Source organism: Lysinibacillus sp. NPDC047702 (genome assembly GCF_050272555.1).
Taxonomy (GTDB): Bacteria; Bacillota; Bacilli; order Bacillales_A; family Planococcaceae; genus Lysinibacillus.
This window is the reverse complement of sequence record NZ_JBNNMG010000001.1, coordinates 1-22,161: the sequence shown is the minus strand read 5'-3', so window position 1 is coordinate 22,161 and position 22,161 is coordinate 1. Positions and strand designations below refer to the sequence as shown.

At 33.9% G+C, this 22,161-nt stretch carries 21 protein-coding genes and 2 pseudogenes; 6 read left to right on the top strand and 17 right to left on the bottom strand.

Annotated features, from left to right (window positions below; genetic code table 11):
- Positions 1-362 precede the first annotated feature (362 nt).
- The 6 genes from ACQKIM_RS00115 to ACQKIM_RS00090 form a co-directional block, all read right to left on the bottom strand.
- Positions 363-866, bottom strand: coding sequence for a GNAT family N-acetyltransferase (locus ACQKIM_RS00115; protein WP_427537222.1), 504 nt, complete (start codon positions 864-866; stop codon positions 363-365).
- Positions 867-1,184: 318 nt separating this feature from the next.
- The gene (locus tag ACQKIM_RS00110) at positions 1,185-2,957 is read right to left on the bottom strand and encodes an oleate hydratase (RefSeq protein ID WP_427537219.1); all 1,773 of its coding nucleotides are present in this window, start codon (positions 2,955-2,957) and stop codon (positions 1,185-1,187) included.
- A gap of 515 nt (positions 2,958-3,472) precedes the next feature.
- The gene (gene tlp / locus ACQKIM_RS00105) at positions 3,473-3,709 is read right to left on the bottom strand and encodes a small acid-soluble spore protein Tlp (protein WP_053595505.1); all 237 of its coding nucleotides are present in this window, start codon (positions 3,707-3,709) and stop codon (positions 3,473-3,475) included.
- Between the two features lie 274 nt (positions 3,710-3,983).
- Positions 3,984-5,342: a TraB/GumN family protein gene (locus ACQKIM_RS00100; protein ID WP_427537216.1), complete on the bottom strand. Its 1,359-nt coding sequence runs from the start codon at positions 5,340-5,342 to the stop codon at positions 3,984-3,986.
- Positions 5,343-5,891: 549 nt separating this feature from the next.
- A complete protein-coding gene (locus ACQKIM_RS00095; protein WP_427537213.1) occupies positions 5,892-6,767 on the bottom strand; it encodes a helix-turn-helix transcriptional regulator in 876 nt (291 codons plus the stop codon).
- 167 nt (positions 6,768-6,934) lie between these two features.
- Positions 6,935-7,111 (bottom strand): hypothetical protein, encoded by a 177-nt coding sequence (locus ACQKIM_RS00090; RefSeq protein WP_427537210.1) that lies wholly within the window; start codon positions 7,109-7,111, stop codon positions 6,935-6,937.
- Between the two features lie 170 nt (positions 7,112-7,281).
- Between ACQKIM_RS00090 and ACQKIM_RS00085 the strand changes: the two genes are divergently transcribed.
- Positions 7,282-7,782 carry an Lrp/AsnC family transcriptional regulator gene (locus ACQKIM_RS00085; protein WP_427537207.1) on the top strand — a complete coding sequence of 167 codons (501 nt, stop codon included), beginning with the start codon at positions 7,282-7,284 and terminating at the stop codon, positions 7,780-7,782.
- Positions 7,782-8,948, top strand: a complete 1,167-nt coding sequence (locus tag ACQKIM_RS00080; protein ID WP_427537204.1) for an aminotransferase — start codon at positions 7,782-7,784, stop codon at positions 8,946-8,948. Before ACQKIM_RS00085 ends, ACQKIM_RS00080 begins: the two co-directional genes overlap by 1 nt.
- Positions 8,949-9,453: 505 nt before the next feature.
- On the opposite strand, the gene ACQKIM_RS00075 is transcribed toward ACQKIM_RS00080, so the two are convergent.
- Together ACQKIM_RS00075 and ACQKIM_RS00070 are read right to left on the bottom strand one after the other, a co-directional pair.
- On the bottom strand, positions 9,454-9,588 hold the full coding sequence (locus tag ACQKIM_RS00075) for a hypothetical protein (RefSeq protein WP_427537201.1): 135 nt from the start codon (positions 9,586-9,588) through the stop codon (positions 9,454-9,456).
- Positions 9,589-9,783: 195 nt separating this feature from the next.
- A complete protein-coding gene (locus ACQKIM_RS00070; protein ID WP_427537198.1) occupies positions 9,784-10,197 on the bottom strand; it encodes a hypothetical protein in 414 nt (137 codons plus the stop codon).
- A 183-nt stretch (positions 10,198-10,380) separates the two neighbouring features.
- Between ACQKIM_RS00070 and ACQKIM_RS00065 the strand changes: the two genes are divergently transcribed.
- Both ACQKIM_RS00065 and ACQKIM_RS00060 read left to right on the top strand, forming a co-directional pair.
- The gene (locus ACQKIM_RS00065) at positions 10,381-11,271 is read left to right on the top strand and encodes an ABC transporter ATP-binding protein (RefSeq protein WP_427537195.1); all 891 of its coding nucleotides are present in this window, start codon (positions 10,381-10,383) and stop codon (positions 11,269-11,271) included.
- Positions 11,268-12,413, top strand: a complete 1,146-nt coding sequence (locus tag ACQKIM_RS00060; protein ID WP_427537193.1) for an ABC transporter permease subunit — start codon at positions 11,268-11,270, stop codon at positions 12,411-12,413. Before ACQKIM_RS00065 ends, ACQKIM_RS00060 begins: the two co-directional genes overlap by 4 nt.
- A gap of 191 nt (positions 12,414-12,604) precedes the next feature.
- Here the strand turns inward: ACQKIM_RS00060 and ACQKIM_RS00055 are convergent.
- The 4 genes and pseudogenes from ACQKIM_RS00055 to ACQKIM_RS00040 all read right to left on the bottom strand — a co-directional run.
- Positions 12,605-13,751: pseudogene (locus ACQKIM_RS00055) on the bottom strand (IS256 family transposase).
- Positions 13,752-14,094: 343 nt separating this feature from the next.
- Positions 14,095-15,756: a helix-turn-helix domain-containing protein gene (locus tag ACQKIM_RS00050; RefSeq protein WP_427537190.1), complete on the bottom strand. Its 1,662-nt coding sequence runs from the start codon at positions 15,754-15,756 to the stop codon at positions 14,095-14,097.
- A 138-nt stretch (positions 15,757-15,894) separates the two neighbouring features.
- Entirely contained in the window at positions 15,895-16,893 is a 999-nt protein-coding gene (locus ACQKIM_RS00045) for an ABC transporter substrate-binding protein (RefSeq protein ID WP_427537187.1), read from the bottom strand.
- 198 nt (positions 16,894-17,091) lie between these two features.
- Positions 17,092-17,617 (bottom strand): annotated as a pseudogene (locus tag ACQKIM_RS00040) (serine hydrolase); the annotation flags it as partial.
- A gap of 204 nt (positions 17,618-17,821) precedes the next feature.
- Between ACQKIM_RS00040 and ACQKIM_RS00035 the strand changes: the two are divergent.
- Positions 17,822-18,076: a hypothetical protein gene (locus ACQKIM_RS00035; protein WP_427537184.1), complete on the top strand. Its 255-nt coding sequence runs from the start codon at positions 17,822-17,824 to the stop codon at positions 18,074-18,076.
- Positions 18,077-18,242: 166 nt separating this feature from the next.
- Here ACQKIM_RS00035 and ACQKIM_RS00030 read toward each other — a convergent pair whose 3' ends face one another.
- The 5 genes from ACQKIM_RS00030 to ACQKIM_RS00010 form a co-directional block, all read right to left on the bottom strand.
- Positions 18,243-19,232: an alpha/beta fold hydrolase gene (locus ACQKIM_RS00030; RefSeq protein WP_427537181.1), complete on the bottom strand. Its 990-nt coding sequence runs from the start codon at positions 19,230-19,232 to the stop codon at positions 18,243-18,245.
- Between the two features lie 277 nt (positions 19,233-19,509).
- Entirely contained in the window at positions 19,510-19,686 is a 177-nt protein-coding gene (locus ACQKIM_RS00025) for a hypothetical protein (protein ID WP_427537179.1), read from the bottom strand.
- Positions 19,687-20,162: 476 nt separating this feature from the next.
- Complete coding sequence (locus ACQKIM_RS00020; RefSeq protein ID WP_427537177.1) at positions 20,163-20,507, bottom strand: YxlC family protein; 345 nt, start codon at positions 20,505-20,507, stop codon at positions 20,163-20,165.
- Entirely contained in the window at positions 20,494-21,024 is a 531-nt protein-coding gene (gene sigY / locus ACQKIM_RS00015; protein WP_427537174.1) for an RNA polymerase sigma factor SigY, read from the bottom strand. Before sigY ends, ACQKIM_RS00020 begins: the two co-directional genes overlap by 14 nt.
- Before the next feature lie 242 nt (positions 21,025-21,266).
- Positions 21,267-21,563 (bottom strand): hypothetical protein, encoded by a 297-nt coding sequence (locus ACQKIM_RS00010; protein WP_427537172.1) that lies wholly within the window; start codon positions 21,561-21,563, stop codon positions 21,267-21,269.
- 311 nt (positions 21,564-21,874) lie between these two features.
- Here ACQKIM_RS00010 and ACQKIM_RS00005 point away from each other — a divergent pair, with 311 nt between their 5' ends.
- Positions 21,875-22,057 (top strand): hypothetical protein, encoded by a 183-nt coding sequence (locus ACQKIM_RS00005; RefSeq protein ID WP_427537170.1) that lies wholly within the window; start codon positions 21,875-21,877, stop codon positions 22,055-22,057.
- Positions 22,058-22,161: the final 104 nt, after the last annotated feature.

Below are 22,161 nucleotides of genomic sequence, written 5' to 3'. Positions count from 1 at the left end.
ATCTAAATACATTAAAAATAAGAAGCCTACAAAGCTGATTCCTAAAAGGATAGCTGCCCATGTTATTATCAATTATGCTTCGGCATAATTGCGTCCGGAATCGGCTTTGTGCTTACACAAAGAACTCCTTTTAGATTCCGTGACATCCGCCGGAGGCTTTAACTTCTTTCAGCAGGTGTTTGTACACCCTCAGAAAAGTAGCATAAATTCGCATTCATCTTACCACTTATAGAAGTGGGAGACTTCTGCTGAAAGAAGTTAAGTTTACAATGAAACTAAACAATGTAAAGATAGCTAATAAAATATAACTATAGGGTTTTTTCAAAAATTTCACTGTTTTAAATGTCACCTTCCTTTAATTCCTAACGTTCTAATATATAGTAGACAAATCGTAACTCCTGACCATTCATTTCGAATTTCTCGTCACTGATGCTTACCTGTTTAAATCCATTTCTTTCAAGTACTCGTTGGGAAGCAATATTATGAGTTGTTGTTTTTGCCTTTAACTCCTTGATAGTGCCCTCTGTTTCTAATAATAGCTTTAAAGCTCTAGCTCCTATCCCATTTCCCCCATATTCTTCCCCAACTCTATAGCCGATTTCCGCAGAATTATTAGTTGCATCAATATCCACTAAATTTATTCTTCCTACAATATTGCCCATATTGTCTCTAATTAAATAAAATATTGATTTTTGTTCCTGTTGCTCTGCTAAAAGCTCTTTATGTCTCTCTTGAAAAGTTTCAAATTTATAATAATCTTCCCCACGACTTGGCACCATTTGCTCAAAAAATAATCGGTTATTTTTTTCAAAATTAAATAGTTCTTGTGCATCGTTTTCTCGTAATTTATAAATTGATATATCCAAACTTACACGACCCCCTTGTCATTATCTAAAGATGTTTTCCGTTGTATAATTTGTTATAAAATAACAGGTTTGTTTTATAATTATCTTATCGAAGAGTTTAGGTTTTATCAAACTTTTGAAGAATACCTGTGTATTGATAGAATTTATATAGAGGAGAAGTAGCCATAATGTCATTTATAAAAAAGATGACAAAGTGATAAATTTATCATTAACAAATGAATAGATCGGCGTTCTAAAAAATAGAGGATAAATATTAACTTCTATAATTGAGTAAAAAGCTGATTCAAAATAATGAATCAGCTTACTAAGCAACATAATTTATATCAATTTACTTTCTTTCAGTAAATCATATATGATGGTATCTTTTGTTTTATGAATACCTAATTTTCCTATTTGCTTTAAGATAAATGGTGCGTCTATATCTGTTAATTTTTTACCATCCAGTAAGCGAGCAGTTGAGGATAACAAAGTCCGAATATCATAAGTAGATGCAAACACTTCCGGTACGCCTCGATCAATATTTAATAATTGATAAACCCCCTCCATTGCTGTTCTTACTGAATACTCAGTTGTGAATACAGTGTCTCTTGCTGTTTCACTAAAATTCCCCATGAAGGCTAAGTTAACAGATCCATTAGGCACAACTAAAGGACGGTCACCTATTGCTCTTGGCATGAAGTAAGATGTTATATAAGGCATGTAACATGGAATTGTATTACATGAATTTTGAGCTAAATCTGGTATTTCATCTACAGGTACACCCATATGGTACAGCCACTCTTGTGCTATCTCAATGCCAGTACATTCAGTGATACTCTTTTTAATAAAATCACCTGGTTTATTAGATAGTAGACCATAAATCCAAACGACTAATTGATCCTTTGGTTGATTTTTAAAATGAGGTTGTCTGTTCAATGTATAGCTTAGCATCCAATTAGAATCTGTAGCAGTTACAATACCACCTGTAACTACCTTGCCTGCATATGGATCTCTTTTACTGATCTTTTCAATATATGGAGCAACTTTAGCATCCAATGTAGTTAGTGTTGCTGAAACAAACCAACTTTCTTCAGGAAGATTATCGCAGAATTTTTCTGGTCTACCAAATTCAGAATCTTGAGAAGCTATGTTTTTCCAAAGTGACCAGCTTCCGCCTAAATCTTTGCTTATAGGAGCTGGTGTATTATTGTCACCATAAGTTGTACTCTCCGTGATACTACCATTTGTAACAAACACTAATTCATTTTCTGTTAGCTCTATATTCTTTTTCACACCATTTTGTTTTAACACTAAAGTATGAGCTACCTTTTTGTCTCCAACTTTATCGACCAAAACATTCTCTACAACCGTATTATATTGAAAATCAACATGATGGCTTTCCAAATATTTAATCATAGGAAGCACTAAAGATTCATACTGGTTATACTTTGTAAATTTTAAAGCAGATAAATCGGGCAGCCCCCCTATATGATGAATGAAGCGCATAATATAACGACGCATTTCCATTGCAGAATGCCATTTTTCAAAAGCAAACATTGTAGACCAATATAGCCAGAAGTTCGATTCAAAGAACTCTTCAGAGAAAACATCTGTAATTTTTTTATCATCTAATTTCTCTTCAGGAATAAAGAATAATTTAATCATTTCCTCTGAGGATTTATCAGATAAGGTAAACTTCCCATCATCCTCAAGTCTTTGACCCCTATTTTTAATTAATCTACATTTTGAATAGTTAGGGTCCTCTTTATTTAACCAATAAAATTCATCTAATACAGAAGCGTTTTCTATTTCTAATGATGGGATGGAGCGGAATAAATCCCATAGGCATTCAAAATGATCTTCCATTTCTCGACCACCGCGAATAATAAAGCCTCTTGTCGGATTTAAAATACCATCAAGGCTACCACCTGAGATATCTAGTTCTTCGAGAATATGAATATTCTCTCCCTTCATTTGACCATCACGAATTAAAAAACATGCGGCTGACAGTGAAGCTAGCCCCGATCCAACAAGATAGGCTGATTTCCTATCAACATCTACTGGTTTTTTAGGACGTGCGAAAGCCTCATAATTACCATTACTGTAATACATAATACCGCCTCCATAAATTATTATCGTGATATAGCATACCATCATTTTGCATTGTAATGGTAAAAAGAGAGAAAAATTAACAAAAAATTCAATTTTGAAGATAACTCAGGATATACATATACCCTATTATTGGACATAACAATTCATTGCATTTTTATAAATTATTCTTTATATCAAAGTGATTATGCAAAGCCTGAATATTAGATTACCCTTCTAACGGATAACCTTTAGAGCACTTGGATTGATAGCATGATTTCCTTTTATAATACTAACCATGAAGCTGTTAAAGTATACAATCTTTTCAGAATAGCCTTGCATAATTATTATATTAAGAAAACAAAAAGATGATTCAACAGTCAAACTTTATTTTTTGTCCTTCCCCTTTAATTACCATAATTAAATGTTAATAAGCAGATGGCAATATAGAGGCCCATTATAGAGCTTCTAGACCATCTGCTTTTGTTGGAGGCACTTTTAGAAAGATGAGGGAAGTTAGTAGCCAAGTTTCTTCTTCTCTACACTTCCCCTTTTTTACGTGCTGCCATTTCATCTTTCATTTCTTCTTTTAATCCTTCAATTGACTTTTGACGTCGCTTATTCTTTTCTTTAATCATTTCACTTTGCATAGGATCTGCAAATTCCAAACTAATTTCCGCTTCATGAAGTTTTTCTTCAGTGTTTTTAACGATATCACGAATTCGTTCAACGTTATTGGATCTATCATCTGGTTTCGAGTGTCTTGAATTAGCCATGGTAGCCTCCTTAAATTTTGACATAAAATTAGTTTGTATTTTTCTTATGTTTATATGTACACTAATTTTTTATAAGAAAAGCACATTTGCCCTTTTAGCCACGACAAGGGCTGGAGAATGCGCTTTTACTTCCTTATTTAAAAAGCCTTTAAGGAAAATATCCCTTAAAGGCCTTTTACTTAAATAACTAAATTAAAGTACAACTTAAAATATTCATTCTCCTTAAGCTCAAAACTCTTTATGGAAGGAGTTCTCTGTTAAAGGTTTTTCATTATTAATAAAACGGCTTCACTTTGTACCCGTTTTTCTCCAAATGATAGCGAACGCTTTTCTCGATTAAGAAGTGACCAGAACCTACAACAACAAAGTACGTACCCTCTTTCTCATCAAGTACATTCATGATTTTTTTTGCCATTTGTTCATCACGTAAACCAAATAGCATTTCATTGTATTCTGACGATTCGCCTTCCATTGCTTGGAAGCTTTTTGCAAATTCTTCAACGTCCCCTTGCTTCCAGCTTGTAAACCACTCTTGGAGTAATTCGGATTGATTTTCTTCAGATGGTGTGAGTATGCTATCCAACACAGCGACTAAAGATTTTTCCTGTGCTTCTGGTGATAACGAGTCAAACATATCAACCTGTGCTTTAGTACCTTCTAATTCAATCACTGGCTTTTGCTTCAGCTGTGCATTCAATAAAAAGTATATATCAATACCATGCATCGCCATTTCTTGTGGCGTCATACCAAAGGAATCATCCATTGCCAGCAAAGCTAACGTGTTTGAAAGCATCCAAGGCTTTTGCAATACCAGTTCTTCCATCGGGAGATCATAAAGCGCTGCCACTTGCTCAAGCTTCGCATATGTTTCTGGCGCAACAGCCTCTTTCAGTGTTAAACCATCTGTATACATTGCCTTTTTTGAATAGTATTCAAGCCCTTTTGTATCTAGAATATTTGCTTCTACTAACAGCGCATCCGCTTCATCAAACGCTGTCACTAGTTTTTTATTGAATGGATATAAATCTGGCGTACCTAGATGAATGGAGCCCAGTAAATACACAATCGTATCCTCATCCTCCACTACCCAGGCTACTCCCTTCGATCCTTGCTCTGCAAGCTCATATGTATTCTTAATAAATCGAACAGCTAATAGAACAGCCTGCTGCGTCGTTGCCTTTTTCTCTAATTGTAGTCCGTTTTTAGAACCTTGTAATATGTTATGCTCTTTCATAAATTGAACGGCATCTGTGCCAACAGGTAAATCATAGCGTGCCACGATATTATACAAGCGATTCACAATATCACCGCGTGTGTTATCATTCTTCACACTTACTGGCTTATACTGTTTATTTTCCGCTAAGCCCAGAGAGGCAATTTTCTTTTCTGTTAATGCCAGCAGTTCATTTACCTTCTCCACCGAGATTTCTTGAAGGAAGCCCTTATAATACCAATCAGTTGGATAAATTCCGTATTTTTCACCCTCATTTAATGTTTCAATAGCCCAATCACTAATAAATGGTACTAGGGGTGGTGATTGCTCCTCCGCATGTACTGCTGGCATAACCGCAGTCAGCATCAATGAAGCGCCAAGCAACGCAGCACTCGTACGTTTCATTATCTTTTTCATCATATCTTTTCTCTCCCATATTCATATTTGCTAAAGCAACATTAGAGATTATACCATATAAAACCCATCTATTTTATACTCAATATGTAAATGTTTACAATTTCGTTTGGACCTAAAGTTATGTAGATATACTTCATATAAATTAAATATGATGCAAATTAATTTATAAAAAACTGCATATCACAGAATCTCACTATATTAATTTCTATTACTAACCGCAGCTATGAAATAAGACGGTGACAAACTAGTTCATTTAATCGTCTTATCTTTTAATTCTAGGTATAAAGTTTATTGAATAAAATTTGAATTTAAAATTCCTAAATTGCATCCTATATTTTCAAAATTCACTTTTGAAACACCTACTAAACTAAATGGAAGGAAATGAATTTTCTTATTTCGGATTTAATAGTATTAATAAGAGAAGAGCTTAATGAATTTCCGATAGCCCTTATATCAGTGTATAAAGTCAAAGAGGCTGTCTAGGAAGTCTAAATACACTGAAATAAAGAGCCCAAGAATGATCATTTTATAGCATTCTTGGGCTTATTCTTATCACTCTTCATCAAATCCTAAATTAATCGGCTCTAATGGCAAGTTTTCTTGACCAAGCATATTTGTTGATGTAACAGATAAATCTACTTCTTCAAACTTAAATCCATCAGCCCATACTTTACCTGCTCCTGTTAATAGAATACCGAAGTGAATAGAGGCACTTTCTTTTGGTACATCTAATACAATCGAATAGAAATTCCAGTCCGTTGTACCCTGAATCGGCCGATTATCCATATTATCAAACTGAGTCACATCACCTGTACTATTATCTACTCGACACCAAACTCCACATTTTACAACTTCGTCTGTCTTTAAGAAACAAGACACTTTAATACGTTTTCCTATCCAGTTATCTGCTGAAAAGCTTTGCATCATTGTACCGAATTTATCTTCACCTACATCTGTTTTCGAGGACAGTAAACCTGATTTCTTGCCCGTATGGAATACTTGTCCATCAGCTTTCATTTCATAAAAAGTTGGGTGTGAACCACTTAAAATCCAGCCTTTGATTGTCGTTAAATCACTCATATTTTTTTCCTCCGTCCCTTGAAGTGTTCGCATGATTTTGCGATATTTGCCAGGTGGCATTTTATATAGCTCTTTAAAAGAACGTGTGAATGCTTCTTGTGATTGATAACGTAACTCAAACGCAATTTGAAGTATCGATTCATCTGAATATAATAAATACATTGCTGCTGTTGCCAGTCTTCGTTTTCGAATATATTCACTTATTGTCAATCCAGTTTCTTGTTTGAAGATACGTGATAAATGAAATTTTGAATAACCAATATGTGATGCATAATCATCTAACTGCCAATCATCAAATAAACACTCTTCTAAAGAACAAATTACATCTTGAGTTACTTCACTATACATATTGCTCACCTCACTTCCTAATTTTAGAGGATTTATAATTTAGTTTTTTGATATTGATTGCTATTTTATTACTCTTTCTATAATTGAGTGAATATTATAGTAAGTGCAATTCAATTTGTTTCGCTATGTAACAACTTTCCTACTTATTCAAACATACTAATCAATCATTATATAGCTTCTGTCGTCATTAATTTAATTAGCTGTTTATAGTAAGTATGGTTTTCTTGAAGCTCCTCATGTTTTCCAGAACTAGTAAGCAATCCATCCTCAAACACTAGAATTTGATCCGCATGTGTAATTGTCGATAAGCGATGTGCAATAATAACCGTTGTACGTTCTTTCATTATGGAGTAGCTACTAACGGAAAAACTTATCAAACTTTTGCATTAAAAGAGTTTATTAATATAGTCAATCAGGTATACAATGACAGAGATTAGGGTTTTAAAAATCCTCTTCTAAAGATAGTAAAGAAATATTACAGATAATATCGGAAGATAAAGGAAGGAAAAAACTAATGAAATTAACAGAAATCGAAATTGAAATTGCAGAAATTTTAGAAAATAATGCTCGTTTATCCAATGAGGATATTGCAAAAATGAAAAATTTAAGTGTTGAAGATGTTAATGACACAATTAAAAGACTTGAAGATTTAAATGTTGTGATTCGCTATGTTTCACTAGTAGATTGGTCAAAAGTAGAAGGACATGAAGGTGTTACAGCGATGATTGATGTTAAAGTTACACCAAAAAAAGATGTAGGCTTCGGCTCAATTGTCGAACGAATTTATCGATTTAACGAAGTAAAGTCTGTTTATTTAATGTCCGGAGCATATGATTTATCTGTCTTGATTGAAGCACGTTCCTTGAATGAAGTAGCTAATTTTGTATCTAGTAAACTTTCTACTTTAGATTCTGTCCTTTCTACAACAACTCATTTTATATTGAAGAAATATAAACATGATGGAATAGTATATGAACAAAATGATGAAGATAAAAGAATAGTGGTGTCACCATAATGATACAAACAAAATCATATTTAGCAAACTATGTAGAACAATTAAAGCCTTCTGGTATACGCCGCTTTTTTGACTTAGCTACAGGAATGGAAGGTGTTATTTCTCTCGGCGTAGGAGAACCAGACTTTGTCACACCTTGGCACGTCAGAGAAGCTGCAATTTCATCGTTAGAACAAGGCTATACTTCTTATACAGCAAATGCTGGACTACTTGAACTAAGAGAAGAGATAGCTTTATATATGAAAAAAAACTTTTCGGTTTCCTATGCTCCTAAATCAGAAATCATTGTTACTGTTGGTGCTAGTCAAGCAATTGATATTGCTTTAAGAGCAATACTAGATCCAGGTGATGAAGTCATTGTTGTTGAGCCCTGCTTTGTCTCATATGCACCACTCGTAACAATGGCTGGAGGCGTACCTGTTACTGTACAAGCATTAAAAGAAAATGATTTTAAAATTCTTCCGCATCAATTAGAAACTGTTATTACCCAAAAAACAAAAGCTATTATGATTTGTTCTCCTAACAATCCAACGGGTTCTTTGCTTAATAAAGCCGAATTAGAGAAGATTGCTGAACTTTGTGAACAATATGATTTACTTGTACTTTCCGATGAAATTTACGCAGAACTTGTTTATGATGAAGACTATACAAGCTTTGCCTCTATAAAAGGAATGCAAAAGCGAACAATCTTATTAAACGGTTTTTCAAAAGCATTTGCGATGACAGGTTGGCGCTTAGGATTTGTTTGTGCACCTGAAGAAATAACACGGGGCATGTTAAAAATTCATCAATACACAATTATGTGTGCTCCAACTATGGCACAATATGCGGCTCTAGAAGGGCTAAAAAATGGTAGATCTAGTGTGGAGGATATGAGAAAAGTTTATCGTCAACGTCGTAATTTTATTGTTAAGTCTTTCAATGATATGGGTTTAAGCTGTCATTATCCTGGAGGAGCATTTTATGCATTTCCATCCATTGAGTCAACAGGATTAAGCTCTCAAGCATTTGCAGAGCAGTTGTTGTTAACTGAAAAAGTAGCTGTTGTTCCTGGAGATGTTTTCGGTGAAAGTAGCGAAGGAAATATCCGTTGTTCCTACGCTTCATCTATGGAACAACTGCAAGAAGCAACGAAACGTATTCAACGATTTATTAATAATCTTTAAAATAAATAAGCGGTTGATTTCTCTAGTTAGGAAATCAACCGCTTTATATGCTTCCCCTTGAAAGTAAATGTTTTTTTCTCATCCAGTTTTTTTCATCTATCTGCCCTATAGTTAAAGAAAAAAATAATATAAATACAGGATTTTTACAAATGGACTTTCACCACCTAATTGTTGTGCATGCCGGGCACACATTAAAACACCCCTTTGGATAATCGTATCCAAAGGGGTGAAAAGTTGCACTTGTATTAAAAACGGTATAGCTTTATTTCAAACCTACACTCTCACATGAATACAGAAAATAAAGTTGTACAAAAATAATATTAAAGACCTTCATTTTACAATAACATATAATTTTAAATAAAAAATAAAGTTGTACTAAAAATACAGTTACTTACTTTTGAAGGATTATATCTAAACTTACCCATTCTCATAGGCAGGAAGTATGCCCATTAGATCAACCCCTCCACCAGAAGGCATAAACATATGATTAATGGCTTTACTATCCTCAATTGTATTTAATACACCTGTTGATTTGATTCCTATCAGTAATAGTAACTCTTTCAGTTAAATTACTAAACAGCATTAATGTTGCTTCTTTTGATAAAACCAGCTGCTCAGATTCTTCATTATAATTTGGCATTTTTATTTCCTCCAGACGGATAATTCTTCATAATTCACCTTGAGAATATTCACCTTCATTAGATAAATTAAGAATTTGTAGTTAGAATGTTTACTTCGAGCTGAAAAAAAATTCTCCCCCTAACTAAACAGATTTTAATTTTTAATCTGTCTACCTAATGGGGGAGAATATCTATACGTGGTCGCTATTTGACCATTACCAATAAAATTCATAAGTTCGGTTGTATTGCCATGTATATCTACCTAGCGCATGTTCCCATGCTGACGAAATTAAAGTAGACGAGTCCTTTTGAGTGAAAATTCCAACTGTTTGATATAGTTTAAACCGCTGGTCATAATCGTATTCAATTGCAGGGGTTGCGGCATAGTTAGCATAATGTTTCCACGCCACTATTAAATTCATTTGACTAGATCTTGGTAATACTGTCCCTCCATCTTCTTGAGAGAATGTACCATCTATTGCTGGTAAGATGTCATCTCCACTAAGTTGAGAATATGTACTCTCTATTTCTGGTTCTACTGCTTTGGCACTAAGAGTGTTGATACTAAAAACATTGAGTAGGACTACTAAGGCTACTACAGGTAAAAATAGTTTTCTTAAAAAATGCATAAATTTCTCCCCTTTCAAATATTTGGAATAGAGAAATACTCTATTACATCTTCAGCATAACATATTAGTAAAATTATTACAATTAATATATTTTTTACTTTTTTAACATTTGCACTATAAATACATTAACATAATTTGTATAATATGTGTATAATAAAATAATAATAATAAAAGGTGGTATATATGGTTATAATAGTTAATGAAGTTGTGAAAAAAATTGGTAGGTCTGTTATCATTAAGGATGTTTCTTTTACAATTAATAAAGGTGAAATAGTTGCAATAGTCGGTCCAAATGGTTCAGGAAAAACCACTTTATTTAAATTGATGACATCCTTGCTCCATTTAGATGAAGGATCAATTAAAATAAATAAAATAGATTTACAGAGAAATAGAACTGAATATTTAGAACAAATTTCATTTATGCAAGATTCTTCAATTCTCTATCAAAACTTAACCGGTTACGATCATTTGAAATTTATCAGTAACATTAAAAGGAAGTCCGAAAAGGATATCATGGAAATAATAAAAGAATTAAAAGTAGAAGAATATATACATAAAAAAGTGAAAACATATTCCCTAGGTATGAAGCAATATCTTCTACTTGGAATATCAATGTTAGCAAATCCAACTGTATTATTATTAGATGAACCTTTAAATGGGTTAGATCCAATCAGCGCAGAAAAACTACATTCTGTGATACTAAACTTAAGAAATAATGGAACGACAATATTATTTTCTTCTCATAATTTATCCCAAGTAGATAAAATTGCAGATAGAATTTTATTTATTTGTAAAGGTGAGATAATTCGTGAAGTTTATGTTAATAGAGAAAGTGAAATGTACAAGTTTATAGTATCTTCTAAGAAAGAAATGATTGATATATTAAAAGGGAATATCCACATTATTGATGTTCAAACTTCTTCAAGTGAAGAAATCCAATTAACTATTAAAAAGGGGTATTTAAGTGAAATTTTAAAAGTTCTCTCTACATCTGATATTGATATTATAAAAATTGATAAAAGTGAACAAACTCTTGATAATATTTATAGAAAAATATATGGGGGTGAATTATGAATATGAATCTTTTCATTTTTGAATTTAAAAAAATACTAAAACAGAAAAAAAACATTTTTTTTCTGTTGTTTTCTGTAGCATTTGTTATTCTATTTTTGACATTAAATTACACTACGGAAAAAATTAGAGAGGAAGAGAGAATAAAATCTCTAAACTTCTCAGTAGAAGAAAGAAGTAGAGTAATAAAAGATCTCCCGAAAATACTAGAAGGAAGAGAACAAACAGAAATAAAAGCTATTGTAGAAAGTGAAAAAGATGAGAGGGAATTAATAGAAGAACAAATAATTGCTTTAGAATCTAATAATTGGGAAGATTATTTGAGAATTCAGTTGATATTAGATCAAAATTTTCTAAAGGGAATTAAAGATGGCTCTTTATTTGGTGGTGAACCTATAGAGTCTGTTGAATATAGAATAGCTATGAATAACGAACTCCTTCAAAATAATATAGAGCCCACTGATGAATTGTATTCTACGAAAGGGTTTAATTTTTTAAATAGTGTTTTGTCTTATGCTTTTAGTTATGTTGGAATCATCTTAATAGTATTTTTTATTGGAGATAAATTATCAAGAGAACTAGAAAAAGGTACAATTAAATTTCTTTTTACTCAGCCGATATCCAGAATAAGTGCTCTAAATTCCAAATTTATTTTTGCAGTACTAAGTTCTTTACTTCTAATATTAGTTGTGGCACTTACTTCATTTATTAGCGGAAGTTTAATAAGTGGAACTGGTACTATTAATTATCCTATACATCAATTAAATAATGAGATTACATTTATAAATATTGCAGACAATTTACTACAGAGTGGATTGCTCTTTATTTTTATAATAATATTTATCGTTTCTCTTACTTTATTATTTGCTACTATAAGTAGTAACAGTATAATTTCTATAGGATTACCAATTTCATTATTAGGATTGTTTGCATTCAGTACTGAAAGATATGATTTTTTATCTAACATTGCTCATTTACTACCCTTTACATACATAAATACTCCAATAATTATAAATGGGTATTTTGCAGAATCCTTAAATAATCCAAATGTTAATTTGGAAAACGGAATAATTATAACGTTAATATCTAGTGTGATTATATATTCCTTTAATATATATTTATTAAATAAAAAAGATATTTTATAATGTAAGTGAATAATATGGTACCTGTGGGGGACTGTCAATATTTTTGTGTAAATGACAATCCAACCTTTTCTAATAGATCATCACTTTTTGATTTTTAAATAGATTTATTCGAAGGAATGATTTTGGTTATTGGGAAGGGTTAACCCTTCCCAATAACCAAAATTTCGCGCTGCGGGTTCTCCTCCTTATACTTATAGCTCAAATATCGTTTCAAGTTCTGCTCGTGCCTGATTGAAACCGATATGACAACGTGTCGCAAAATTTTGGTTGTACTCTTCAAACTGTGAAACAAGAAAACGTTCAAGTGATTCTTCATTTGGAAATTGCTCTTTGCGTTTTGTATATTTCTTGATTTTTTTATTAAAGGATTCAATCAGATTTGTGCTATAAATACTACGCCAAATCGCTTTTGGAAAGCCATAAATCGTCAGGAAAAAGCCATTGTCTTGCAAGGATTTCACGACTTTAGGATAGGCTTTTTGCCATTTGGAACAGAAATCTTTTAACGCTAGTTGTCCTGCTTCTTTATTCGCTGCCTTGTAAATTGTTTTAAAGTGTCATCACATATTTCTTGACGATCCCCTACACGAACCTTGTGTGAGATATTACGTGCCACGTGTACTAGACAAGTTTGGTACTGTGCTTTCGGAAAGACCGCTGAAATGGCATCCGCCATACCTTTTAAACCATCAGAAATAAACAGAAGGACTTCTTCGACTCCACGTTCCTTGAGTTTTGCGAGAAGTTCCTGCCAGTTGTACGCTGATTCAGTTGGTGCAATCGTATAGGCTAATACTTCTTTTGAGCCGTCCTCACGAATACCAACAGCGATATAAACAGCTTCTTTGGACACTGTTTCACGACGCACTGGAAGATACGTCGCATCTAAGTAAACGCAGACATAACGTGCGTTTAAAGGACGTTTTTGAAAAGCTTCAACCTGTTCTGTGACCACTTTTGTCATGTTCGAAATCGTCTGCGGTTCAGCAATCTCTGACATGGTAATCCCTTTTTGGAAGAGATGAATAACGGTTGATTCTAACGTGTCATTTGAGCGCTTATAGGATGCGACCGTCTGTTGCTTGAACTCACCGTTGCGATCACGTGGAATCTGGATGTTTAAATCACCGTATTCTGTATGTAGCGTGCGTGAATAAGAACCATTACGTGAATTGCCAGAGTTGAAGCCGATTCGATCATATTTTTCGTAATCTAAAAAAGCCGTTAGTTCTGTCGTAAGTAGCGTATTGACCGCTGTTTCTAAATGCGTACGAAAAACTTCGGTAATATCTTGTTTTTTACTAGAGCATCGACTAATTCTGTTGTAAACTGATTCATAGGGAAGACCTCTTTTCTAGGATTGGTTGTGGTGACTTAATTCTACCAAGAAAAGGTCTTCATTTTTTGTCGTCTTATTCATTTACACAAAATATTTTATACTCTCAGATTCTATAGCTCGAATTTATACAAATAATAAAGTAATTTATTTTAAACATTGTTCAAAGTAGTACACCACTATATTACCTCTTTGTAGCTTCTTTATTTCCAACTTATCATTATTCTTTGGAAGGTTACATCAGGGGTTTGTTTGAATTTTCAAACGCGAAAGTTGGATTAATAATGATTTGTTTACAGGGTAAAACTAAGTTACTTGGTGTGTAATTTGATGATAAACCCCTAATCAAATAGTCTTCCTCTTAAAAATATACGGTAGCACCTCTAACAACCGCTCACGTGTGATTGGATCACAATGATTCCATGTAAAATCTACGAAATGGGTCTTACCGGGAGTTAATTCGGCTAAAGTGGCGATCTGTGGACAATGAGTAATAGTTTGTAATTCTTGGGGAGAAGCCAAGATAAAATTACGCTCTCCAGCATAGTAATTTATTTGATGCTGTTGAATTTCTATCCATGCTTGCCCCTGCTCAATTAGGTACATCACTTTAGGAGTCGGACGAAAGCCAAGAGATTCATACAAGCTGGCAGCCAATCCGGTCTGACACATAATATAAAATTTTGCACCTAACTTGAGATAAACAGTAGCCGTCTCTCCAGCAACATAAGCATCGGCTAATTGCCTACGTACCAGTCTTACTTTGTCCTCATATGTAGTTATCCACTTCTCTGCCGCTTTACTCCGTTCAAATAGTTTAGCGATATACCGTAACCGCTCGAATAGCCTAAACTTCTTGTCCAATACAACAGTTGGAGCAAGCGCATCCAGTTCCTGCAAATCTTGCGGATAATAGCTAAGCAATATGAACTCAGGCTGCAACTGTGCTATTTTATTCGGATCTGCCCAATGCCCGATACTATGAATATTTCGTAGCCTATTGTGATAAATCACGTTATCTTTCATGATAGAGATGGCCGCTCCTATAGGAGATATGCCTAGAACGAGTAATTCCCCAAGTGTAAATTTGCCATCAGTCACAATACGTGTTGTATCTTTAGGAACATGAACCTTTCTGCCAAGTGAATCGATAACTGTTCTTTGCTGAGTATGAAGATGAATGTTTGCATATTCACGTGGAGTGTTTCCCGTTAATTTATGAAAGCATCGGCTGAAATAGTATTCATCCTTAAACCCAATTTGTCGAGCTATTTTGCTCAATGGCTCAGTGGAATTACGCAGAAGTTCTTTTGCCTGATTTATACGTACATGGGTCAAATAATCAGTTGGCTTTTTGCCAGTCAATGTTTTAAACTGTTGACTATATTGCCATCTAACCATTCCAGCCATGTTAGCTAGTTGTTCTACTGTCAAGTCCTCATCATAATGCTGTTCTATGTACTGTACAGTTTTTTGAACCAATTTAGTCTTTTCTTCGTTCTGCCACTGGTTAGCTTGCTCATCTAACTGGACCATCATAGCTAGTATCTGCTGAAGTCTACCTTGCATTATCGCCATTTCTGATGTGGATAGGGATGAACAAACTCGATTACTTATCCATGCTTCATTTCCTAATACTCGCTTAACTTGCAAATATAGCAGACTATACGGACAACCACAAAGCAAGGGTGGATGAGCAACTGAATTTAAAGACATTCCTTCTACTTCAAAGGTTTCAAAGGTAAAGCGTGCAAGCTGTGCCTCTTTGTTACTTGATTCTACCGTGTAGCTTTGTACAGGTAAAATTAGAATGCAGCTTCCTTGTCGTAGATCAATTGCCATTTTGTCTACATACAGCCGTATGCCATGACTAAGTGCTATCAATAATGTGCATAAATTTGTTTTATTGTCATTTATTCTCTCATTGTGGCTATTCGCTGGCATCTTCTGATTAACTTGAAATCTATCATAGTGTTGTAGCCTAATATACAGGGATGCTAGATTCATAAGCAACTCTCCAAATATTGAAAATGATTCTCATTATCGTTATTGTAACATATAATGACCCACTATCAACTATTGTTCGAGTATGTGCTATTTTAGAAAACTAGCGGTTTAAAGAACTGAATAGGCAGATACAAATTCTTACTGTTGGTGCATCCATTGTGGCAGCTTATCAAACAATTGCTCCAAAGCTAATAAATTATCTGTATTCCATTCATTAGGAACAACATAAACATTTCCCTTTTGAACTGCAGGCAAAGTTCCCCATATCGGACTTTGTAGCAGTCGATCAGCTTCTGTCTCACTTTCATCATCCTCTTGTACAATTACAAACAAATGATCACCAGCAAACTCTGAAAGCACCTCTTCTGAAACCGTAACGAAAGACACGCCTTCTACATCAATAACATTCTTCTGTACTGCTGGTGGGACAGCAAAGCCATTCTCTCCATAAATAATGGCACCGAGGCTACGATCGCCCATAACATAAAGCGTTTTACCTAACTGGTAGAAAACTGTTGCGGTTTCCCCTTCTACTAATTGAAACTTATCAAACATTTCTTTAGACTGTGTTTCAAACTTAGCAATCAATTGAGCTACCTCTTCCTGTTTACCCAAGATATTCCCCATCTCCTTTACACGTTCTGTATAAGGAAGAGCTGGGTTGAAAGGGATAGTAGTAGCAATTTTTGATAATTCTTCATTATGGTTTGGATCCGCCTTGTAATAACCGTTAATAATCAGATCAGGTTTTAAAGTCAGAATCGTCTCTAAGTCAGCTGGATTTCCAATATCGACGATTCCTTCAAGTTTACCTTCATAGAAACTAGGAATATCTTTGGGAAGATTATTACCAACAACGGGAATATCCATCGCCAAGAAATCACCAATCGTCTGACCAATATAAACCACTCGTTTTGGATCTGCAGGTATTTCAACCTGTTCACCTGTAATCGTTGTATATTGAACTGTTTTCTCACTTTCCTCTGCCTGCACATCAGCTTGAGCTATTTTCTCATTTTCCTTTACCTGTGTATCAGACGTGTTGCCATTAGAATTATTGCATGCCGATAATATCAATAACAACAGGAGGAAACACCCTCCCCATAGTTTAATTCGCTTTCCAAGATATCTCTTCACATTTATTGCCCCTTTCCTTCTTACCTTTAATTGAAAATGATTATCATTTACTGCATTATTATAGTTTGTGTGAAAAGGGGAAACAATGGAAAAAACGCAATGATTTATTTGGATAAATGTCAATATCCACACCAAAACAAAAAATACCCGTTCGCTTATTTCATTTATCTTCATTCAGCAGATGTTTTTTGTATCCAACTTGACGCCTTCCCGCTTTGCCCATGCGGCAGTGATTTCCTTCGATAGCACATTCTTTTCTAGTTTCTCGGTTACATATTGAGTAACCACTGATTGCCCTAAACCTGGCAGCGATGAATATGTGCTATCCTTCAAATAAATTCGTCCATTCTTCTCAGTGACGAAATTGAACTTGGAGGTACCCTTCTCATTAATAAAGCTTCCATTCGCAGTATATAAATATTTTTCTTCTGGATTAGATGGTAAGATTAGTTCTTCGTAATTTCTATTTTGAATTGACTGAAACTATTGCCGTAAAAACCCGCTTTCTTCGCTACGTCTTGAGGCATTTTGGCTTTGACAGGCTTGCAAAAGATTTGTTCGGCTTGATATCCTTAATTGTGCCCTTCTCTTTAAGCGCAGCGAGCAGTATTTCAGTCGCCATCAGTTGATTTGTAGTGCTGCTACCGCCGGAGGACAACACAACCACTGCCATCTTCTGTTCAGGAAGTACGACCAGTGAAGCATGTTGCAGTGCTGTGTCGCCGTTAATACATTTTCTGAAAAAAACATATGATCAGTACAGAACTAAGAGTCTAGTTGATACAGGATACGGAACAAAGTACAATGCAATTAGAAACGATAATGTTAGAGTAATTGCTTCCGTTGCAGGTTTTAGTATGAATGAACATTTAAGAGGTACTGGTGATTGGTATTTTAATACAAAGCCATATTAAGGAGGTTTTTAGGTTTGCAAAAGTCTAGCATATTTAATAGAATTGCGTTAGCAGTGCTGTCTATTATGGTTATCGGTGTTCTTTATTCCTTCATTTGGTATAAAGAGAGTTTTGATAGACCAATTTGGATACAACTTGTTATGACTTTTTGCTTTTTAATGTTGAGTATAAATAATTTTAGGTTAAAGAAATATGCTATGAGTTGGATTTTTGCTGGAGTAGTAGTAGCTTTTGGAATCAGTATATTTTGGGATACTACAGCTGTTTAATCAATTATCACTCATGTCAATTAACTCAGATCAGCCAACCATTTCTTGTTATATTTCATGACAAAACCCAAAATTCAGATAAAGAGTAAAACGACAGTTTAAAAGGAATGGCATTATAAAGAGATTATATTTCTAGCTCCCTTTAGTCTGTATTTGTAACAAGCCCTTAGTTGATTTTTTTAAGGAAATTACTTGTGGCATCACTGATATCTGTAACATGAGTTTGAAAGAATCCATGAGAGCCGTCAATAATTTGTGACTCAGCGTTTGCACCAAGTCGATTTAAATGATTTTTTTGAATCTCTTCTCCATCTTTTTGTTGTTTTAATTGTACTGAGGATATTAGCTTCAATACAGGTATTTCTGAAGGGAAGACTACACTGTTTACCTCATTGACATTGTCATTTAAACTCAAAGCCTGATTAATGATCGTATCGTTGACAACATGATAAGAAAATAATTTATTATCACTGATTTCTTTTTCGATATAGCCATTTTCAACTGTTTGAGCAGAAGGTACCAATCCAAAGTAGATTCGACTTAATCCAGTCTCTTGCAGTAACGTATTAAAACCATATGTGATTTTTACAGTTTTGGGGTCCAACATGAAGGATTGTAAATTAGATTCCATTTTTACTGTTGGAGTTGTGTCTAACATAATAATCGCAGAGACTTCGTTAGGATATTTTGCTGCATAATATTCGCTGTAAACTCCGGACGCAGAATGAGGCATTAAGACATATGGTGGCTTCATACCAGCCAAAGATAATGCTGTTCTGATTTCTTCCATATAATTTTCATTTGTTCGTGGTGTATCTGTCTCGTCACTGAACCCCATTCCAAAATATTCAACAGTAACTACAGTATAATCTTTCGAGAGTTCTCTCATTAATGGACCAAAATCTGCACTTGGCAAAGGCAACCCAAAACCCGGTAACAAAACAATGGTTTTCTCTCCCTGTCCCATTGAATATACATGCATTTTCTGATTGTTTACTTCTACCATTTCCCCGTAAGGCGAGATAGCTTCAAGCTCATTTGAAAAGAATATTTTGTTGATTGCAAATCCTATTACATTCAGACAAACAATTATTCCTAAGATCCATGCAAAAACATACATTATCTTTTTACCTTTTTTCTTTTTAATTTTACTCAATATGATTACTCCTTTTCTGTGGGGGAAGAGATAATAGAAATATCTCTGGCTTTTCTTCCGTCTGTAACTTCAAAGCTATATTTTAGTAATAATCCTCGTAATTCCAAAAGAAATCCGTCAAATTTCATGTCAGTCATCATTACTGTGTTAGTCATAAAAATTTTATCTTTACCAGGGTCTTGATTTTCGCTGTTAAAATAATTGCGAAATCTTGTATATCTATTCCTTAAAAACCCTAAAGCATTTTAAGAGGCATTTTCAAGTGTGTTATGCTTCGTTATTTCTTCAATATGCATGGCCAGGGTTCTTTCAAAGCTCCCCCGATTTTTTTCTCAGAAACTACCGTTAAAATATTGTTGTCCAATAAAAGTTTGATATTTCGGTACAATGTTATTCGCGGAATATCACTAACTTTTTCACAAAGCTCTGTAGTGGTAGTGCTTTGTTTTGTCATAAGTAACCTCCTTGATTTTAGTTTGAAAGTTATTGAATTATGTATCTTTGTTTCTTTTGTTATATTAATTATTGTTTTCTTCTGTCTCAACATGATAGATATAATTTCCTAATTGTAAGACAAGAATTGGCGCAACCGCTCCTCATGGGATTCCATTTAACAGTTCATTCATTTTTCTCCTCCAAATTGTTTATTTCCCTTAATACGATTACGTTCGTCTAATCGTTCACTCACTAAAAAATATAAAAAAAAATCTCAGGAATTTGAGCCTGAGACCTTTCTTTTAAATATTTTTCTTGTAAAAATAAGATAGATAATAAGATACATTGGAAATTGAATAAGGCCTAAAAAGCCCCATAGCCAACCATTGTGTCCCCTCTTCCGTGCATCCCAAAACATCCATGAGCTCTGACAAATCAGAATGAATGCAATCACGACGCATAACCAAAGTGGTGTGCTACTTAGTTCGTTTGAGATCATTCATTACTGACCTTCTTTCTAGTTTTGTTAAGAGCTAAGGGCAATAAGATAATCCCCACAAGCTGAAAATAAAGAAAAAGAATTGGCTGACGATAAACGACAGCAATCCCAACCGAAAGCACAAATACTGCAACAGAGATAAACGTGAGGAGGTCTTTCCATTGTTTTTTTCGTATTCTTTTTTTCTCTAATTCAACATTCTGTTGAAACCATTGTAAGTTTGGAGTAGATACTGGATTCCATTGATCCAGTTTTTCTAAACCATCTATTAATTGCCTAACCGTTAATTCATCTTCAACACCCAACATAGAATTACTATTTTTAGAATCATGCTCCTTCAAGTTCAGCCAACTCCTTTCGTACACTTTTTAGACCATTTGAAACTCGAGATTTTACTGTTCCTTCTGCAATACCCATCATTTTTCCAATTTCCTCATATGAATATCCGTAATAATGCTTTAACACGATTGGCATACGTATTTCTTCATTAATTTGAGCAAGTACATTAAGTACATCAGTCCATTCTTCGTTCATATTGGCTGCATTCCATTTCATTTTTCGGAGCGCTTGTTCCTGCTCTAGCCAATTTTTCTCTCGCTTCTTTCTACGCTGTTGATCGATAAAAAGGTTCGTTGCGATTGTGATAAGCCATGAGGAAAACTTAGATTCACCATTATACAGTTGGATTTTTTCAATACACTTCATCATCGTCTCTTGTGTTAAATCTTCTGCGATTTGTGGCTGAAGGGTAACTTTCATTAAATACTTTACGAGGAACGAATAATTCTGTTGTAGCAGTTTCGAAAGAGCCAATGTATCTCCTTTTTTCGCCTTTCGAATTAAATCCTTTTCATCCATGAGATCTACTCCATACAATAATGATTTATATGTAATACGACTAACTAGGAAAAATCGTTCATTTTCAAAATAAAGAAACACAACAAATACATTTAGCCACCTATTAGCATTTATTAAGTTTACTTGAAAATTATATATTTGACCAAAACCCAAAGTATTGTTGCTCATTCAACGAGTTCAGAATACTTGTTTAATTATTATTATCAAAAACTACTCACATATTTTGTTTAAGTATGTCTTCTTTAACTACCTGCCCGTTTGTGGAATAAGAAAAAATTATCTGCCTTTGCACATTCAGCACAATAATATAAATTGTCCTTTCGACAAATACCACCTGCTATAATGCTGAGCCTCGTATATAATGCCTGTCCATCCTGTAACACATCCCGCAAATTTCCCTGCTGCTGCGCTTTTGATAAAAACGAAGCATAGTATGGATAAATCGTGTGGTCAGCTAAAAGTGATTCCACCGAATACTGCGATCCTAGCCTTTCTGCTAAAACATAAAAATAACTACCAATCTCCGCACTCGGTATCACAGAACGACTGCCAAACGCTCTTCCAACGTATCTTTACAATCAAGATTCCCACTATAAAAATGGTAACGTGCAAAGGCTGAATATAACAATTCATTTGGATATGGGTTTGTGAAAAAGGATAGCATCAAAACACCTCTACATTCTTATCTTCTATTAGCTTTAAAAATCATAAATTCTACCATGTTGTATTATTTTTTACATAAAATGTGAATTTACTGTATAATTCTCGATATACATAGTACAAATTATTCACTCGAAAAACATGATATATTCTATAAATTAAATTCAAAAATAAGTAAGGGGGAATTTTTATGCAAGATTATTTTGATGAATATAAACTAATGCATTTTAATTACTTTGTTGTTTTTAAAACAGATAAATTAGAAGAAGATTATTTACCTATAGTACCTAATCCACAAAAATTTAATTTTGAGACAATGCATCTATGGGACCATGATTTAAATATTATCCTACCTGCATTATGGTATATTTGATGTTAGTCTAAATTATGGACACAGTGAATTGGGAGTTTATAAAGTATAATAATCTTAACAATTTACTAGGAGTGTCTAAGATGACAAAACGAAAAAGCTATGAC

Bases quoted from the DNA above. Each gene is read 5' to 3' on its own strand.
- ACQKIM_RS00110 (WP_427537219.1), bottom strand. From the start codon at position 2,957: ATGTATTACAGTAATGGTAATTATGAGGCTTTCGCACGTCCTAAAAAA.
- tlp (WP_053595505.1), bottom strand. From the start codon at position 3,709: ATGGCTAATTCAAGACACTCGAAACCAGATGATAGATCCAATAACGTT.
- ACQKIM_RS00100 (WP_427537216.1), bottom strand. From the start codon at position 5,342: ATGATGAAAAAGATAATGAAACGTACGAGTGCTGCGTTGCTTGGCGCT.
- ACQKIM_RS00095 (WP_427537213.1), bottom strand. From the start codon at position 6,767: ATGTATAGTGAAGTAACTCAAGATGTAATTTGTTCTTTAGAAGAGTGT.
- ACQKIM_RS00090 (WP_427537210.1), bottom strand. From the start codon at position 7,111: ATGAAAGAACGTACAACGGTTATTATTGCACATCGCTTATCGACAATT.
- ACQKIM_RS00085 (WP_427537207.1), top strand. From the start codon at position 7,282: ATGAAATTAACAGAAATCGAAATTGAAATTGCAGAAATTTTAGAAAAT.
- ACQKIM_RS00080 (WP_427537204.1), top strand. From the start codon at position 7,782: ATGATACAAACAAAATCATATTTAGCAAACTATGTAGAACAATTAAAG.
- ACQKIM_RS00075 (WP_427537201.1), bottom strand. From the start codon at position 9,588: ATGCCAAATTATAATGAAGAATCTGAGCAGCTGGTTTTATCAAAAGAA.
- ACQKIM_RS00070 (WP_427537198.1), bottom strand. From the start codon at position 10,197: ATGCATTTTTTAAGAAAACTATTTTTACCTGTAGTAGCCTTAGTAGTC.
- ACQKIM_RS00065 (WP_427537195.1), top strand. From the start codon at position 10,381: ATGGTTATAATAGTTAATGAAGTTGTGAAAAAAATTGGTAGGTCTGTT.
- ACQKIM_RS00060 (WP_427537193.1), top strand. From the start codon at position 11,268: ATGAATATGAATCTTTTCATTTTTGAATTTAAAAAAATACTAAAACAG.
- ACQKIM_RS00050 (WP_427537190.1), bottom strand. From the start codon at position 15,756: ATGAATCTAGCATCCCTGTATATTAGGCTACAACACTATGATAGATTT.
- ACQKIM_RS00025 (WP_427537179.1), bottom strand. From the start codon at position 19,686: ATGACAAAACAAAGCACTACCACTACAGAGCTTTGTGAAAAAGTTAGT.
- sigY (WP_427537174.1), bottom strand. From the start codon at position 21,024: ATGGATGAAAAGGATTTAATTCGAAAGGCGAAAAAAGGAGATACATTG.
- ACQKIM_RS00005 (WP_427537170.1), top strand. From the start codon at position 21,875: ATGCAAGATTATTTTGATGAATATAAACTAATGCATTTTAATTACTTT.